General features: G+C 70.7%; 18 protein-coding genes. 12 read left to right on the forward strand and 6 right to left on the reverse strand.

The window, feature by feature from the left end:
• The first annotated feature begins 65 nt into the window (after positions 1 to 65).
• Entirely contained in the window at positions 66 to 1,742 is a 1,677-nt protein-coding gene (ilvD, locus tag VGJ24_RS11795) for a dihydroxy-acid dehydratase (RefSeq protein ID WP_331500793.1), read from the forward strand.
• A gap of 59 nt (positions 1,743 to 1,801) precedes the next feature.
• Here the strand turns inward: ilvD and VGJ24_RS11800 are convergent, their stop codons facing one another.
• Positions 1,802 to 2,851: a S66 peptidase family protein gene (locus VGJ24_RS11800; RefSeq protein ID WP_331500795.1), complete on the reverse strand. Its 1,050-nt coding sequence runs from the start codon at positions 2,849 to 2,851 to the stop codon at positions 1,802 to 1,804.
• 41 nt (positions 2,852 to 2,892) lie between these two features.
• On the reverse strand, positions 2,893 to 4,254 hold the full coding sequence (locus VGJ24_RS11805; protein WP_331500796.1) for a pyridoxal phosphate-dependent decarboxylase family protein: 1,362 nt from the start codon (positions 4,252 to 4,254) through the stop codon (positions 2,893 to 2,895).
• 97 nt (positions 4,255 to 4,351) lie between these two features.
• Here VGJ24_RS11805 and VGJ24_RS11810 point away from each other — a divergent pair, with 97 nt between their 5' ends.
• From VGJ24_RS11810 to ilvC, 8 genes are all read left to right on the forward strand, one after another.
• Positions 4,352 to 5,161: a PP2C family protein-serine/threonine phosphatase gene (locus tag VGJ24_RS11810; RefSeq protein ID WP_331500797.1), complete on the forward strand. Its 810-nt coding sequence runs from the start codon at positions 4,352 to 4,354 to the stop codon at positions 5,159 to 5,161.
• Positions 5,162 to 5,231: 70 nt separating this feature from the next.
• Complete coding sequence (locus tag VGJ24_RS11815; RefSeq protein WP_331500798.1) at positions 5,232 to 6,296, forward strand: hypothetical protein; 1,065 nt, start codon at positions 5,232 to 5,234, stop codon at positions 6,294 to 6,296.
• A gap of 191 nt (positions 6,297 to 6,487) precedes the next feature.
• A complete protein-coding gene (locus VGJ24_RS11820; protein ID WP_331500799.1) occupies positions 6,488 to 7,687 on the forward strand; it encodes a kynureninase in 1,200 nt (399 codons plus the stop codon).
• A 75-nt stretch (positions 7,688 to 7,762) separates the two neighbouring features.
• Entirely contained in the window at positions 7,763 to 7,963 is a 201-nt protein-coding gene (locus VGJ24_RS11825; protein WP_331500800.1) for a hypothetical protein, read from the forward strand.
• A 45-nt stretch (positions 7,964 to 8,008) separates the two neighbouring features.
• Positions 8,009 to 8,668 carry a 4a-hydroxytetrahydrobiopterin dehydratase gene (locus tag VGJ24_RS11830; protein ID WP_331500801.1) on the forward strand — a complete coding sequence of 220 codons (660 nt, stop codon included), beginning with the start codon at positions 8,009 to 8,011 and terminating at the stop codon, positions 8,666 to 8,668.
• 329 nt (positions 8,669 to 8,997) lie between these two features.
• Entirely contained in the window at positions 8,998 to 10,728 is a 1,731-nt protein-coding gene (locus VGJ24_RS11835; RefSeq protein ID WP_414691063.1) for an acetolactate synthase large subunit, read from the forward strand.
• 1 nt (position 10,729) lies between these two features.
• Positions 10,730 to 11,266, forward strand: a complete 537-nt coding sequence (gene ilvN, locus VGJ24_RS11840) for an acetolactate synthase small subunit (RefSeq protein ID WP_331500803.1) — start codon at positions 10,730 to 10,732, stop codon at positions 11,264 to 11,266.
• 49 nt (positions 11,267 to 11,315) lie between these two features.
• Positions 11,316 to 12,344: a ketol-acid reductoisomerase gene (gene ilvC / locus VGJ24_RS11845; RefSeq protein ID WP_331500804.1), complete on the forward strand. Its 1,029-nt coding sequence runs from the start codon at positions 11,316 to 11,318 to the stop codon at positions 12,342 to 12,344.
• Positions 12,345 to 12,365: 21 nt separating this feature from the next.
• Here the strand turns inward: ilvC and VGJ24_RS11850 are convergent, their stop codons facing one another.
• From VGJ24_RS11850 to VGJ24_RS11860, 3 genes are all read right to left on the reverse strand, one after another.
• Complete coding sequence (locus VGJ24_RS11850; protein WP_331500806.1) at positions 12,366 to 12,509, reverse strand: hypothetical protein; 144 nt, start codon at positions 12,507 to 12,509, stop codon at positions 12,366 to 12,368.
• Positions 12,502 to 13,248, reverse strand: a complete 747-nt coding sequence (locus VGJ24_RS11855) for a hypothetical protein (RefSeq protein WP_331500807.1) — start codon at positions 13,246 to 13,248, stop codon at positions 12,502 to 12,504. Before VGJ24_RS11855 ends, VGJ24_RS11850 begins: the two co-directional genes overlap by 8 nt.
• A 97-nt stretch (positions 13,249 to 13,345) precedes the next feature.
• The gene (locus VGJ24_RS11860) at positions 13,346 to 13,678 is read right to left on the reverse strand and encodes a DUF6907 domain-containing protein (RefSeq protein WP_331500808.1); all 333 of its coding nucleotides are present in this window, start codon (positions 13,676 to 13,678) and stop codon (positions 13,346 to 13,348) included.
• Between the two features lie 155 nt (positions 13,679 to 13,833).
• Between VGJ24_RS11860 and VGJ24_RS11865 the strand changes: the two genes are divergently transcribed.
• Positions 13,834 to 14,118, forward strand: a complete 285-nt coding sequence (locus VGJ24_RS11865; RefSeq protein ID WP_331500809.1) for a helix-turn-helix transcriptional regulator — start codon at positions 13,834 to 13,836, stop codon at positions 14,116 to 14,118.
• 4 nt (positions 14,119 to 14,122) lie between these two features.
• Complete coding sequence (locus tag VGJ24_RS11870; protein ID WP_331500810.1) at positions 14,123 to 14,914, forward strand: class I SAM-dependent methyltransferase; 792 nt, start codon at positions 14,123 to 14,125, stop codon at positions 14,912 to 14,914.
• Positions 14,915 to 14,916: 2 nt separating this feature from the next.
• Here the strand turns inward: VGJ24_RS11870 and VGJ24_RS11875 are convergent, their stop codons facing one another.
• Positions 14,917 to 15,597 (reverse strand): Clp protease N-terminal domain-containing protein, encoded by a 681-nt coding sequence (locus tag VGJ24_RS11875; protein ID WP_331500811.1) that lies wholly within the window; start codon positions 15,595 to 15,597, stop codon positions 14,917 to 14,919.
• Between the two features lie 112 nt (positions 15,598 to 15,709).
• On the opposite strand from VGJ24_RS11875, the gene VGJ24_RS11880 reads away from it, so the two are divergent.
• Positions 15,710 to 16,160: FTR1 family iron permease (locus tag VGJ24_RS11880; protein WP_331500812.1), on the forward strand; the 451-nt coding region annotated here is incomplete at its 3' end.

The following is a 16,160-nucleotide window of genomic DNA, read 5'->3' on the forward strand; positions in this document are numbered from 1 at the left end:
CGCCGTACGTCGTGGCGGGTGAGACCGCGGCAGCACCGGCCGTCGCCGTCACTAGGCTGCCGAGCATGAGTACGCCGGATCTCAAGCCCCGCTCGCGCGACGTCACCGACGGGCTGGAGAAGTCCGCCGCGCGAGGCATGCTCCGGGCCGTCGGCATGGGCGACGCGGACTTCGCCAAGCCACAGATCGGGGTCGCCTCGAGCTGGAACGAGATCACGCCTTGCAACCTCTCGCTCCAGCGCCTGGCACAGGCGGTCAAGAACGGCGTGCACGCGGCCGGTGGCTACCCGTTGGAGTTCGGCACGATCTCGGTGTCCGACGGCATCGCGATGGGCCACGAGGGGATGCACTTCTCGCTGGTGTCGCGCGAGGTGATCGCGGACTCCGTGGAGACGGTGATGATGGCCGAGCGGCTTGACGGGTCGGTGCTGCTGGCCGGCTGCGACAAGAGCCTGCCCGGCATGATGATGGCCGCCGCGCGGCTCGACCTCGCCAGCGTCTTCTTGTATGCCGGCTCGATCATGCCCGGCCGCGTCGACGGTCACGACGTCACGATCGTCGACGCCTTCGAGGCGGTCGGCGCGTGCCTGGCCGGCAAGATCTCGCGCGAGGAGGTCGACCGGATCGAGCGCGCGATCTGCCCCGGGGAGGGCGCCTGCGGAGGCATGTTCACGGCCAACACCATGGCCGCCGTGGCCGAGGCGATCGGGATGAGCCTCCCCGGGTCGGCGGCGCCACCGGCGGTCGACCGGCGACGCGACGGCTTCGCGCACCGCTCCGGCGAGGCCGTGGTGAACCTGCTCCGCCTCGGCATCACCGCCCGACAGGTGATGACCCGCGAGGCGTTCGAGAACGCGATCACCGTCGTGATGGCCCTCGGCGGCTCCACGAACGCCGTACTCCATCTGTTGGCGATGGCCCGCGAGGCCGAGGTCGACCTGACCATCGACGACTTCAACCGGATCGGCGACAAGGTCCCGCACCTCGGCGATCTCAAGCCGTTCGGCCGCTACGTGATGAACGACGTCGACAAGGTCGGCGGCATCCCCGTGGTGATGAAGGCGCTGCTCGACGCCGGGCTCATGCACGGCGACGCCCTGACCGTCACCGGGAAGACGATGGCCGAGAACCTCGAGGAGCTGTCACCCCCGGATCTGGACGACGACGTCCTGCGCTCGCTCGACCGGCCGATCCACAAGACCGGTGGGCTGACGGTGCTCAAGGGCTCGCTGGCTCCCGAGGGCGCGGTCGTGAAGACCGCGGGCTTCGACGACTCGACGTTCACCGGTACGGCGCGGGTGTTCGACGGCGAACGCGCGGCCATGGACGCGCTCGAGGCGGGCACCATCGCCGCCGGCGATGTCGTGGTGATCCGCTACGAGGGTCCGAAGGGCGGCCCGGGGATGCGCGAGATGCTCGCGATCACCGGCGCGATCAAGGGCGCCGGCCTGGGCAAGGACGTCCTGCTGATCACCGACGGCCGCTTCTCGGGCGGTACGACGGGCCTGTGCGTCGGCCATATCGCCCCCGAGGCCGTTGACGGCGGGCCGATCGCGTTCCTCCGCGACGGTGACCGGATCACCCTCGACGTCGCCCACCGCCTGCTCGACGTCGAGCAGGGCGACGACTGGAAGTCTCGCCGGGAAGGCTGGGAACCGCTCCCGCCGAAGTACACGCGAGGCGTTCTGGCCAAGTACCGCGCCATGGTGACGTCCGCGGCCCACGGCGCCGTCTGCGGCTAAGCCCGCCTCGACGCTCGTGACCCACTCGCGCGTCCGGGATCGACCTTGACGTCGCCGGCTCAGTCATAGTCCGCCCAGACCTTCTGTTCCCGAGAGTCGACGGTGATCGTGCCGCCGTACGGCAGGATCCACTGCGGCCGCGTGTGCCCGAAGGGAACGCCGACCACCACGACGGCGTCCGGGTTGTAGCTGTGGACGGTCTCGATCGCGACGTCGCGCTGTGCCGCACGGTGGGCCGCGCGCGACTCCGGGGTCCGCGGGTCCTCGCGGGTGGCGGCGGTCGCGCGCGCGACGACGACCGCGTCCACCGCGGCGAGCAGACCACGCTCGCCGAGCGAGCGGGTGATGTAGCCGAACTCCGAGGCAGGGATGAGGTCCTCCGACGACTCGAGCAGCAGGATGCCACCGTCGAGCACCGACGGGTCGGCCGGGAACCGCCCTGCCGTGAGGACCCACTGGAGAATCTCGATGCACCCGCCCCAGGTCGGACCGGTGACCGAGCGCTCGGGTCCGGCCCAGGTCCAGGGTTGCGTCGGCTCGCGCTCGCCGTACGACGTGAGCGCCGCGGGTGCCTTCCAGTCGGCCCCGTAGTCCTCGGCCTGGCCGGGCTCGGTGATCTCGAGCCGGCCGCCGTCGAGCAGGGCTGCTCGCAGCGATCGCAGGTGGACGTCGTCCAGCGCCGGACCCGCGCCGACCTGGACCTGGGTGGAGCCGCCGTGGAACGAGGCGACGCCGTTGGTCCAGAGCCAGCTCAGCAGGTTGGTGTTGTCGCTGTAGCCGAGGTACGGCTTGGGATCGGCGCGCACGACGGCGGGGTCGAGGTGGGGGATCACGGTGATCTGGTCGTCGCCACCGATGGTGGCCAGGACAGCGCGGATCTCCTGGTCCGCGAAGGCGGCCTGGAGATCGGCGGCCCGGGCCCCCGGGCTCGCGTCGAGGCGCCGCGTGGTCGGGTACTCCACGGGTTCCAGCCCGAGCACCTCGCTGACCCGCGTCAGCGCCTGCTCGTGGATTGCCGGGGCCACGGCCGGCGCGGCGAACCCCGGAGAGACCACCGCGACCTTGTCGCCGGGCCGCACCTTGGGCGGATGCGCGAGCGTGGGGAACACCCGCCCATCCAACCCGGCCCCCATCGGGAACGACACCGGATTCAGCCGGGGACGGACGCGGCCGCTCGACGCAGGGCCGCCAGCGAGCGGCGTACGTCGTCGTCGGTGGTGCTCCAGTTGCTGACCGAGATCCGCACGATGGCCCGGTCGTGCCAGCGCGATCCCGACATCCAGGTCGTCCCGTCGGCGAGCAGGGCGGCCGCGACCCGGCGCGTGCGGTCGTCGTCGCCGAAGGTCAAGCAGACCTGGGTGAACTCGACCTCGTTGAGCACCTCGCAGCCCGGGATCTCCCGGGCCCTGGCGGCGAAGGCGCGGGCATGGCCCGCCAGCCGCTCGACCAGGTCGACCACGCCGGCGCGACCGAGGCTCCGCAGCGCCGCCCAGGTCGCGAAGCCGCGCGCCCTGCGGGACAGCTCGGGCGTCCGCTCCTGGGGGTCGCCGGTCGCCTGGATCAGGTAGTCGCCGTGCATCGCCATCGACGATGCCAGCGCGTCGGCGTCGCGGACGATCGCCAGACCGGAGTCGTAGGGCACGTTCAGCGTCTTGTGCGCGTCGGTCGCCCACGAGTCGGCGTCGGCGACGCCACGCACCGCCGCCCGCCATCGCGGCGAGACCGCGCCCCAGAGGCCGAAGGCGCCGTCGACGTGCACCCACGCGCCGTGCGCGTGCGCGAGTGGCACGCACTCCGCGAACGGGTCGAAGGCGCCCGAGTGGATGTTCCCCGCCTGGAGCGCCACGATCGTCGGGCCAGCGGTCGACCTCAGCGCGTCTCCGAGCGCGTCCGCGCGGATGCGCCCCTGCTCGTCCACCGGTACGACGAGAGGGTCGCCGAGCCCGAGGAACCGCAGCGGCAGGTCGATCGACGGGTGCCGCTCCTCCCCGACGATCACCCGGACCGCCGGCCCACCCGCGAGCCCGGACTGCACGTCGTACCCGGCCTTGATCAGGACGGTGTCGCGCGCCGCGGCCAGGCAGGTGAAGTTGGCCATCGTCGCGCCGGTCACGAAGCCGACCGCCGATCCGTCCGGGAGCCCGAGCAGGTCCAGCATCCAGCGCCCGGCCACCTCCTCGACAGCGGCCCCGGCGGGGGTGAGCGAGCGGAGCCCGACGTTCTGGTCCCACGCCGAGGTCAGCCAGTCGGCGCCCAGAGCGGCCGGCAGCGACCCGCCGATCACCATCCCGAAGAACCGACCGGACGGGATGCCGGCCAGTCCCGGCTCGCACGCCTCCGCCAGGAGGTCGACGACCTCCGCGGCCGGTGTGGGTCCCTCGGGGAGCTCGCCGAGGCGGCGCACCACCTCGTCCGCGTCGATCTGAGGGGGCACCGGGCGCTCGTCGAGCGCCTCCAGCCAGGTCAGGGCGTGGTCCCGAGCACGGTCCAGGGCAGCGGATCGGGCTTCCATGGGCGACACTCTCCCGGTCGGCAGGGCCACGAGTCGACAACCTTTCCGGGCCACGGGCAGTCCCAGGGCCCGTCCGACTCCGATCGAGGAAGGAGCCGTGGTGCTGCACTTCTCCTACGGAGCCGCCTCGCACGTGGGCCTGGTCCGCGAGCAGAACGAAGACGCCGGCTTTGCCGGGCCCTACCTCCAGCTCGTCGCCGACGGTGTCGGTGGCGCCGCCGCGGGCGAGGTCGCCTCGGCCACCACGGCGTACGTCGTGACCGCGCTGGCGATGGGGCGTCCGGATCAGGACGGCGCGACGCTCCTCGCCGAGGCGGTCCTGACCGCCCATCGCGAGCTGCAGCGCGGCACTCGGGACGACGTAGCCCGGCACGGCATGGCGACCACCCTCACGGCGGTGCTGGCCCGCGGCAACCGGGTGACTCTGGCTCACGTGGGCGACTCCCGCGCCTACCTCGTGCGCGACGGCGCGCTCGACCGGCTGTCGACCGACCAGACGCTGGTGCAGCTGCTGGTCGAGAAGGGAGACCTCAGGCCGGACCAGGTCTCCACCCACCCTCTCCGCAACGTCGTCCTCCGATCCGTCAACGGCGACGAACCGGCCGAGCCCGCCTTGCGCGAGCTCGACCTGGTGGTCGGCGACCGACTGCTGCTGTGCAGCGACGGGCTCACCGACCTCGTAGCCGAGGGGGAGATCCTCCAGGCACTGACCCTCGAGGACCCCGACGAGGCGGCCCAGACCCTGGTCGGACTGGCGTTGACCGCGGGTGGTCGCGACAACGTCACCTGTCTCGTGGCCGATCTCCGTGACGGCCCGGAGGTGAAGACCGACGGGCGCCTGCTGGGTGCGATGCTGGACCCGCGGCTCGTGGTCGACCCGGCCGCCATCCGCGTCGTCGGCCCGTGAGGGAGAGAGATTCCGCCAGGTGTCCGCGCGCCGACAACTCCGCGATCTGCTCGGGCGTCACAGTGGCGTGATGAGTCCCGCCGTGCGACGACGCCTGCGCTCACCGCTGTCGCTGGCTCTGGTCGGGATCGTGGTGCTCGTCCTTCTGGCCGGCATCGTCGGACACGTCGGCGACGACGCTCCGGCTGCGAGCGCGGCTCCGCCGGCGAGCAACCACCGACTCGCGACCCCGGCCGTGGGCGACCCGCCGGCGACCGACACACCGCCGAACGTGCCGGCAGACGATCCGGCCGACTCGGCCGACCCACCGTCGTACGTCGAGCCCGCAGCGCCGGCCATCCCGCGCAAGCCGCAGCTGCCCGGCGGTGGCTACCGGATCTTCGGCGACCACCGGTTCCTGGTCGCCTACTACGGCACCGCCCAGACCGGCGCCATGGGCGTGCTCGGCGCCACCGACCCCGACACCATGCAGCGGCGACTGATGCGCGCGGCCCGGCCGTTCCGAGAGCCCGGAGAGCACATCCAGCCGGTCTACGAGCTGATCGTCACCGTGGCCGACCGGTCGCCCGGACCCGAGCACGACTTCAGCCACGACATCCCCCGCGACCTGGTCCGGCAGTACGTCCGGGCCGCCCATCGCAACGGCGCACTCCTCCTGCTGGACATCCAGACCGGACGTGCTTCGTTCCCGGTGGTCGCCAAGCGCTGGACCTGGGCGCTGCGGAAGCCGTGGGTCGGGCTCGCCCTCGACCCCGAGTGGCGGATGGGCCGGCACCAGGTTCCCGCCACCGTGATCGGGCACGTGCGCGCGGCCGAAGTGAACCGCACGTCGTTGTGGCTGTCGCGCCTGGTGCGCCGGGACGGCCTCCCGGAGAAGCTGTTCGTGCTCCACCAGTTCCGGCTCTCGATGCTGCCCCACATCGGCAAGATCGTGGACCGGCCGGGGCTGGCGATGGTGCAGCATGCCGACGGCTTCGGGACGAAGCGCCAGAAGCTCGCCACGTACCACGCGATCACGCGGCCGCACCAGTTCCGCCAGGGCTTCAAGCTCTTCTACCACTGGGATGTCCGCCGCTTCACGCCCCGGCAGGTACGCCGGATCCAGCCGGCGGTCAGCTTCGTCAGCTACCAGTGACGCCGGCGATGACCGACTCGGGCGCAGAGCCGACCCCACGCGCCAGCCCGGCCCGTCGTACGCCGGGTCGCGGGCGGGGGCCACGGTCGAGGCGAGGACCACGATGTTGCTCTGGACCGTGAAGGAGGAGATGAACCGGACCAAGGCGGAGTGCGACCGAGCATGTCCCGCGGCAGTGCCAGACTTCAGCCATGACGCACGCCCTGGATGACGCAGACCCGCTCGCTCCGCTGCGTGACCGGTTCGTCGGCACGGACTCGCCCCTGGTCTACCTCGACGGCAACTCCCTCGGCCGGCCACTCACCGTGACCGCGGAGCGGCTCAGCTCGTTCGTCGAGCACGAGTGGGGTGACCGCCTGATCCGTGGCTGGGACGAGGGCTGGTTCGACCTGCCGCTCACCCTGGGCGACGACATCGGCCGCGTCTGCATCGGCGCGGGCGCGGGTCAGGTGGTGGTCGGCGACTCCACGACCGTGCTGCTCTATAAGCTGATGCGGACGGCGGTGGCCGCGCGGCCCGGCCGCACCGAGATCGTCATCGACCGCGACAACTTCCCGACCGACCGCTATCTCGCGATGGGCGTGGCGGCCGAGTGCGGCCTGACCATCCGGTGGCTCGACGTGGACACCGCGGCAGGCGCGACGGTCGAGCAGGTCGCCGCCGCCGTGGGCGAGCAGACGGCGCTGGTCGCGCTGAGCCATGTCTCCTACCGCTCCGCATGGATCGCCGACGTGCCCGCCATCACCCGGATCGGGCACGATGCGGGAGCACTCGTGCTGTGGGACCTGTGCCACTCCGTGGGCTCCGTGCCCGCCGAGCTCGATGCGTGGGAGGTGGATCTGGCGGCCGGGTGCACGTACAAGTACCTCAACGGCGGCCCGGGCTCCCCGGCGTTCTGCTACGTCGCGGAGCGTCACCTCGAGACGTTCGTCCAACCGATCCAGGGCTGGATGGGCAACACCGACCCGTTCCTGATGGGCCTGGCCTACGTCCCGGTCGAGGGGATCCGCCGCTTCCTCTCCGGCACCCCCGCGGTCGTGGGGATGCTGGCGATCCAGGACATGGTCGCGCTGATCGACGAGGCCGGCATCGACGCCGTTCGCAAGAAGTCCGAACAGCTCACGTCGTACGCCGTGGAGCTCGCCGACGAGCGCCTTGCGACGTACGGCGTGACGGTGGCGTCGCCGCGCGACCCCGCACGCCGCGGCGGACACGTGACGCTGCACCACCCGCGGATGCAGGAGGTCGTCAACGCCCTGTGGGAGCGCGACGTGATCCCCGACTACCGAGACCCCGGCGGACTCCGGATCGGCCTGTCGCCCCTGTCGACGTCGTACGACGAGCTGGAGCGGGGGATCGACAGCGTCCGCGAGGCGCTCGATGGGCTCTGACCCGACGCCCTCGTCGGCCTCAACCGCATCTGGTGCCCTCATCCGCACCACAAGTGGCTGGACTGGGAGGCGACCATGCTGCCGCACCAGCCGGAGCGCCTTGTCGAGCGGATCCGGGAGCTCGTCGTGGCACCGCCCGCGATGATCGTGACCTGCCTCGGCAGCCTCGTTGACGACACGTTTGATCTGGGTGAGAGGCACCTGCCGCAGGCCGACGTCGCCACCTTGCGACGCGACTTCGACCACCGTCGGATCGGTCCGGCTCCGACGGTCTGACGGCCCGGGCTGCACTTTTCACCGATCCGGGTGCAGGGTGGAGACATGACCTCACCCGACATCGTGTCCTTCACCGAGGTGGAACAGGCAGGTCTGTCGGATTGGCGTCGCCTCTTCGACACCTTGCGCGCGCGTTACCGCACCGGTGACTTCGCTACCGGCCTGCGGCTCGTCAACCGGATCGGCGCGCTCGCGGAGGAGGCGAACCACCATCCCGACGTCGACCTGCGCTATCCGACGGTCGCCGTCACGCTGTGGAGCCACGACGTCGGCGGCGTGACCTCGCGCGACGTCGACCTGGCGCGGCTGATCAGCCGAGCGGCCGCCGACCTCGACGTCGAGGCCGACCCGTCGTCGCTGTCGGTGGTGGAGATCGCCCTCGACACCGCCGACCACGAGGAGATCAAGCCGTTCTGGCGCGCGGTCCTCGGACTGACCGACGACCCCGAGACCGACACCCAGCTGTTCGATCTCGTGGGCTCCTTGCCGACCGTGTGGTTTCAGCACACGGAGCCGCACGACGAGCCGCGGCAGCGGTTCCATCTCGACATCCGGGTGCCGGCCGAGGTCGCCGAGCAGAGGATCGCCGCGGCGCTCGATGCGGGCGGGACGCTGGTCACCGACGAGTACGCACCACGGTTCTGGGTGCTCGCCGACGCCCAGGGCAACAAGGCGTGCGTCACCACCGGGCGGGGGCGCGGGTGATCCGCGCCCAGGTGGTGGGACGGGCGTACCAATATCTGGGACGGCCGGCACCCGCGCTTGACGGCGCCGAACCGGGACGGGGACCGTGTCCCCATGCGCAGTGAGTGGCTCGATCTCCTTGTACGCACCCGACGCGCGGGTTGAGCCCAGGCTCGTCCACGCGTCGCCCCTCGCCGTCTCGGCCGAGGGGTTTTTTGTTCCCCACACGGCAGCAGAGAAGTCAAAGACAGGACACGGTGAAGACAAGGTGAAGACACGGTGATGAGACGGTGATGGCACGGTGATGGCACGGTGATGACACGGTGACGACTGAGCAGGCGGGCGCGACGATGACCGGCGCGCAGAGCTTGATCCGGTCGCTGGAGGCGGCGGGCACCCGACACATCTTCGGCATCCCCGGTGGCGCGATCCTCCCGGCGTACGACCCGCTGATGGACTCCTCGATCCGGCACATCCTGGTCCGTCACGAGCAGGGCGCCGGCCACGCCGCCCAGGGGTACGCCGCGGCCACCGGCGCCGTGGGCGTGTGCATGGCGACGTCGGGGCCCGGCGCGACCAACCTGGTGACGCCCCTGGCCGACGCCTACATGGACTCGGTGCCGATGGTCGCGATCACCGGCCAGGTCGGGGCTACCGCGATCGGTACCGACGCCTTCCAGGAGGCCGACATTCGCGGCATCACGATGCCGGTGACCAAGCACAACTACCTGGTCACCGATCCTGCCGACATCCCGCGCACCGTGGCCGAGGCCTTCCACATCGCGGCGACGGGTCGACCGGGCCCGGTGCTGGTCGACGTGGCGAAGTCCGCGCTGCAGGCGATGACGACGTACTCCTGGCCGGCAGAGCTGCACCTGCCCGGCTACCGGCCGGTGACTCGCCCCCATGCCAAGCAGATCAAGGAGGCCGTCCGGCTGATCCTCGAGGCCAAGCGGCCGGTGCTCTACGTCGGGGGCGGCACGATCCGCGCGGGCGCCTCGCGCGAGCTGCTGGAGCTGGCGAACCTGACCGGCATCCCCGTCGTGACGACGCTGATGGCCCGTGGAGCGCTGCCCGACAGCCACCCCCAGCACCTCGGGATGCCGGGGATGCACGGCACGGTGGCTGCGGTGGCCGGTCTGCAGCGCAGCGACCTGATCATCTCCCTGGGTGCGCGTTTCGATGACCGGGTGACGGGCAACCTCGACTCGTTCGCTCCGGGAGCGCTGGTGATCCATGCGGACATCGATCCCGCCGAGATCGGGAAGAACCGGGTCGCGGACGTCCCTATCGTGGGCGACTGTCGCGAGGTGATCACCGACCTCACGACCTTGCTGCGTACCGAGGCGGCGGCCGGTCGCACCGGTGACTACGAGCAGTGGGTCGACTACATCGTCGGCATCAAGCGGCGATACCCGGTCGCCTACGACCAGCCGGACGACGGCAGCCTGGCGCCGCAGTACGTCCTCGAACGGCTCAGCGCGATCGCCGGCCCGGACACGATCTACTGCGGCGGCGTGGGTCAGCACCAGATGTGGGCCGCGCACTACATCGACTTCGAGAAGCCCGGCACCTGGATCAACTCCGGTGGGCTCGGGACCATGGGGTTCGCGGTGCCGGCCGCGATGGGCGCACAGGTCGGCCGCCCCGAGACGACGGTCTGGGCGGTGGACGGGGACGGCTGCTTCCAGATGACGAATCAGGAGCTCGCGACCTGCGCGATCAACGACATCCCGATCAAGGTCGCGATCATCAACAACGAGTCGCTGGGCATGGTCCGTCAGTGGCAGACGCTGTTCTACAACGAGCGGTACTCCAACACCGACCTCGACTCCAAGCGGATCCCCGACTTCGTGAAGCTGGCCGACGCGTACGGCTGCGAGGGCCTGGCGTGCGACTCGCCCGACGACGTCGATGCCACGATCGAGAAGGCGATGGCGGTCGACGACCGACCGGTCGTGGTCGACTTCCGCGTTCACCGCGACGCGATGGTCTGGCCGATGGTCGCCGCCGGGACGAGCAATGATGACATCCGGTACGCGCGCGACCTGGCGCCTCAGTTCGACGAGGACGAGATCTGACATGACCACTCACACGTTGTCGGTGCTGGTCGAGGACAAGCCCGGCGTGCTCGCCCGGATCGCCGGCCTGTTCAGTCGGCGCGGCTTCAACATCGAGTCGCTCGCCGTAGGCCCGACCGAGCACGCGGAGATGTCGCGGATGACCATCGTGGTCAACGTCGAGGACTCTCCGCTGGAGCAGGTCACCAAGCAGCTCAACAAGCTGGTCGAGGTGATCAAGATCGTCGAGCTCGACGGACCGCTCTCGGTCAACCGTGAGCTGATGCTGGTCAAGGTCCGCGCCGACGCCGCGACGCGCGGCCAGGTGCTCGACGCCGTCCAGCTGTTCCGCGCCAAGGTCGTCGATGTCGCGCCGGACGCGGTGACCATCGAGGTGACCGGCAACGCCGACAAGCTCGCCGACTTCCGGGAGGTGCTCGGGCCGTTCGGGATCCGAGAGCTCGTGCAGTCGGGCATGGTCGCGATCGGTCGCGGCTCGCGCTCGATCAGCGAACGAACCCCCCGGCCGATCGCGGTCCCGACGGCTGTTGGGAGCTGACGGATTCACCGCAAGAACCCACCCAGTCCGACCCGAAGGAGAGTCCACCGTGGCCCAGATGTTCTACGACGACGACGCCGACCTGTCCGTCATTCAGGGCAAGAACGTCGCGGTCCTCGGCTACGGCAGCCAGGGCCACGCCCACGCGCTCTCGCTGCGTGATTCCGGCGTCGACGTCCGAGTCGGTCTGCCCGAGGGCTCGAAGTCGCGCGAGAAGGCCGAGGCCGAGGGCCTGCGCGTGCTGACGCCGGCCGAGGCGGTCGAGGAGTCCGACGTGATCGTGATCCTGGCGCCCGACCACGTGCAGCGGACGCTGTACGCCGAGGCCGTCGAGCCCAACATCACTCCCGGGGACACGTTGGTGTTCGGGCACGGGTTCAACATCCGCTTCGGCTACATCACGCCGCCCGCCGGCGTCGACGTGATCATGATCGCGCCCAAGGGTCCGGGTCACCTGGTGCGCCGCGAGTACGTCGACGGCCGCGGCGTACCGGTGCTGGTCGCCGTCGAGGAGGATGCGTCCGGCAAGGCCTGGGACGTCGCGCTCTCCTACGCCAAGGCCATCGGCGGCCTGCGTGCCGGTGGTATCCGCACGACGTTCACCGAGGAGACCGAGACCGACCTGTTCGGCGAGCAGGCCGTCCTGTGCGGGGGCGCCTCGCAGCTGGTGATGTACGGCTTCGAGGTGCTCACCGAGGCCGGCTACCAGCCGGAGGTCGCCTACTTCGAATGCCTGCACGAGCTCAAGCTGATCGTGGACCTCATGTACGAGGGCGGCATCGCCAAGCAACGCTGGTCGGTCTCGGACACCGCTGAGTACGGCGACTACGTCTCCGGCCCGCTCGTGATCGACGAGCACGTCAAGGAGAACATGAAGTCGATCCTGGGCAAGATCCAGGACGGCTCGTTCGCCCAGCGGTTCATCGACGACCAGGACGCCGGTGGCCCGGAGTTCAAGGCGTTGCGTGCCAGGGGTGAGGCGCACCCGATCGAGCAGACCGGCCGCGAGCTGCGCAAGCTGATGGCCTGGGTGAAGTCGCACGACGACGACTACACCGAGGGCACCGCCACCCGCTGAACCGCCGAGAGCCGACGCGGGTCACGCTCCGGGCCACGACCAGCCGAGATGGTCCGCGAGAGCCACGACGGCGATGGTGAGCCCGACGATCACCAGGATGCCGATCGTCCAGGACGCGACCTCCAGGGTGATCCGGCTCGCGCGGATCCGCTGAAGCCTACCCACGAGGACGTGCCTCGCGGATGAACGGGTTCAGATGGTCGAGCAGGGCCTTCACCGTATGCACTCCACCGGCGGCCTCGCCGACCATGCAGCCGCTGACCGCACCGAGGGCGATCCCGGGCGGACCTGCGAAGGCCGATCCGGCGCGAGCAGCGGTGAGGACCCCACCCTCGAGCAGGATCCGGGCCGAGAGATCGGTGGCGGCCACGACTCCGCCCCCTTCCAGCCCGCCCTTGGCGCACGGGTTCACGAATCGGCGGACGAGCTCGCGCTGACGGGTGTCGACATACTTCGCGAACCAGTTCCAGGGGGCGGCACACGACGGCGTGCCCTGCAGGCACAGGTCGGCCCGAGCCCGGGAGGCGGCCGGTGCAGTGGCGTTCCGCGCATGGCGCAGAGGTCGACCCGGCTGGTGGGGGGACCACAGCTTGCCGTGGACCGTGCGTCCCCAACAGTGGCGGCGGTTGCAGTGCTGCGCCGAGACCCGGAGGCCGTAGAACCGCTTCGCTCGCAGGTGGCCGTGGATGCGCACGCGCCGACGGTAGTGGTAGTAGCCCACGATCCAGGTCTCTACATGCGTGTGGTGGTTGGTCAGGTGCGACCCGAGGATGCGGTGCTGGGCCTTCGGCACGTCATCGGCCGGTCGAGCCGTCGACACCGTGGGTGTCAACAGGGTCAGCACCACCGCCGCGGACACGGCGAGGAGGGCGCGCGCTCGGCCGGCGCGCAGTGGGGGAGTCATCGTGGGGTCCTTTCCCGAGATCGACGGAGCGTCTTCGATATCGGGACTCTGCCATATCAAGATGGGCATGTATAGATGGGATACCGAGCTGTGGATATCAGGGTGACGCGGCCGACAGCAGGTCGCGCAGAACGGCGAACAGTCGGCCCGCCGAGTCGAGCGTGGCGACCATCCGCACGTCGCGACCTTCTTCACTGACCACCTCCAGCCAGGTCTGCTCGGAGTCGGTCCGGCGGAACAGTCGCGCGACCACCGCGCCCGGGACGGCAAGGTCGTCCGGGTCGAGAGCGGGGTCCCCGGTGACCAGCGCGACGCGCCGCGGCCGGCTCGCGTGGTGCTGGTCGTCGGGGTGCAACCCGGCTCGGTGGTCGCGCCCGCACCAGGGCGGGCACGCGTCGAGCGCTGCGGTGTCGTCGGTGTGCTCCTGCATCCTTCCCCCGTCCATCGGACCCCGTTCGGAACCTAGAGGCGATGTCCGACATCCCGGCGTGCGGAACGCCGGTTGTCCACAGGAGTGGAGAGCAATCTGGGAATTGCCATACCGGTATGACCATGTGCGGGCTCGGTCGCCACCACAATCGACGGGTGGCGCCACAACGACGACGAGAGCCCACCTGGGAAGAGTTCGGGCGGGAGATCGGGATCCGCCTGCAGCGAGCGCGGGAGCGCGCCGGGCTGAGCCAGGAGCGTACGGCGCACCTGGCCGGCATCGCGTCGTACACCTACCAGAAGTTCGAGAAGGGCGAGTCGCGCCCCGGGTCGCCACTCAACCCGCGGCTCTCGACGCTGCTCGCGCTGTGCCGGGTGCTCGACGTTCGTCTCGAGGACCTTCTGCCGGAACCCGCACCCGGGGCCATACCGGAGCGCTGAGCGCGTGACCTATACCCACGGACACGCCGAGAGCGTGCTGCGGTCGCACCGCACGCGCACGGTCGAGAACAGTGCGGCGTACCTCCTGCCGTACCTGAGGCCGGATCACCGCCTGCTCGACGTCGGATCCGGCCCCGGAACGATCACCGCCGACCTCGCGCGCCTCGTGGGCGAGGTCATCGCTCTCGAGATCACCGACGAGGCGGCGGCGCTGACGAGGGCCGAGCTCGACCGCCAGGGCCTCGCCCGCATCGACGTCCGTGTCGGCGACGTGCACGCGATCGATCTGCCCGACGACGAGGTCGACGTCGTGCACGCCCACCAGGTGCTCCAGCACGTCGCCGACCCGGTGACGGCGCTCCGCGAGATGGCGCGCGTGACGCGGCCGGGGGGAGTGGTCGGGGTGCGCGACAGCGACTATGCGGCGTTCGCGTGGTACCCGGGCCTGCCGGAGCTCGATCGCTGGCTGGAGCTGTACCGCGACGCGGCGCGGGCCAACGGCGGCGAGCCGGACGCCGGGCGCCACCTGCTCGCCTGGGCTCACGCCGCGGGCCTCGACGACGTCACGGCGACGTCCAGCACCTGGTGCTTCGCCACCCCCGACACCCGGGCCTGGTGGGGCGGCATGTGGGCCGACCGGATCACCGGTACGGCGCTCGCCGACCAGCTCGTGCGCGAGCGGCGGGCGAGCCGTGATGAGCTGCGCGAGCTGGCCGACGCCTGGCTCGCCTGGGCGGCCGACCCCGATGGCTGGATCTCGATCCCCCACGGCGAGCTGGTGATCAGGATCGGCTGACCTCACCCCGAAGGGCGCTCCTCGAGCCGTGCCAGTCGCGAACGGATGTCCTCCAGGACCGCCCGGATCGGCGCCGAGATGCCGCTGAACGTGAGGGTCTCGCGCGCGTAGATGTAGGCCGACAGCGCCGTCGCCACTCCCCGGAGCGCGTCCTCGTGGGTGAGACCCATGTCGCGCAGCGTCTGCCGCGCCAGCTCCCGTTGCGGGCCGCCGGTGACGGCGAGCAGCAGGTGCTCGGTGCCGACGTAGCTGTGCCCGAGCCCGCGCGCCTGCTCGACGGCGAGCTCGGCGACCGCGTTGAGCGCACCCGCCTTGCCTCCGCGCTGGGCGCGTCCCCGTAGCTCGTCGACCACGTCGTCGGGGTCGAGGTCCGCGGCGGTCAGCACGGTGACGGCCAGGCCGCCGGAGTCGACGATGGCGGCCATCAGCTCGACCGTGGTCGGCTTCTTCCCGGCCGCTTCGGCGGCCTTCTCCGCGTCGGCCAGCACGCCGTACGCGCGCTTGGTGAAGTTCCTCGACAGGTCGTCGGTGGCGCAGGGTCCGGCAGGTTCCGACCAGCCGATCTGTGCCTGGGCGACCGCGTCCGCGAGCGCCTGCTGGCAGACCGCGGACACGGGGATCCCCGACGCCTTCACCTCGGCGGCGAGGTCGTCGGGCAGGTACACGTTGATCTTCGGCGACATGGGCACCTCCTGGAGGTCACTATAACCCCAAGATAACCCCACAAGAGGTGACGCTGACTCCCGACCGAGGGTAGGTTAGGCAAACCTAAGTCGGTGTCGTACAGTGGCGTCCATGCTCGGCAACTACCTGATCGGCCTGCGTGAGGGCCTCGAGGCGTCGCTCGTCGTGACGATCCTGGTGGCGTACCTGGTGAAGACCGAGCGGCGTCAGCTGCTTGCGCCCATCTGGGGCGGCGTCGCGCTCGCGATTCTGGTCAGCCTGGGCTTCGGAGCCCTGCTCACCTGGGGACCGCGAGGCCTGACCTTCCAGGCCCAGGAGGCGATCGGCGGCTCGCTGTCGATCGTCGCGGTGGCATTCGTGACCTGGATGATCTTCTGGATGGCGCGCGCCGCGCGCAGTCTCAGCGGCGAGCTTCGCGGCCAGATCGACCGCGCCGCCGACGGCGGTCGCTGGTCGCTCGCCCTCGTCGCCGCCCTGGCCGTCGGTCGCGAGGGCCTGGAGACAGCGCTGTTCCTGTGGGCCGCGACGCAGACGGCGACCGGGGCACACACCGTCTCCACGG

Source organism: Nocardioides sp. (assembly GCF_036493135.1).
Taxonomy (GTDB): domain Bacteria; phylum Actinomycetota; class Actinomycetes; order Propionibacteriales; family Nocardioidaceae; genus Nocardioides.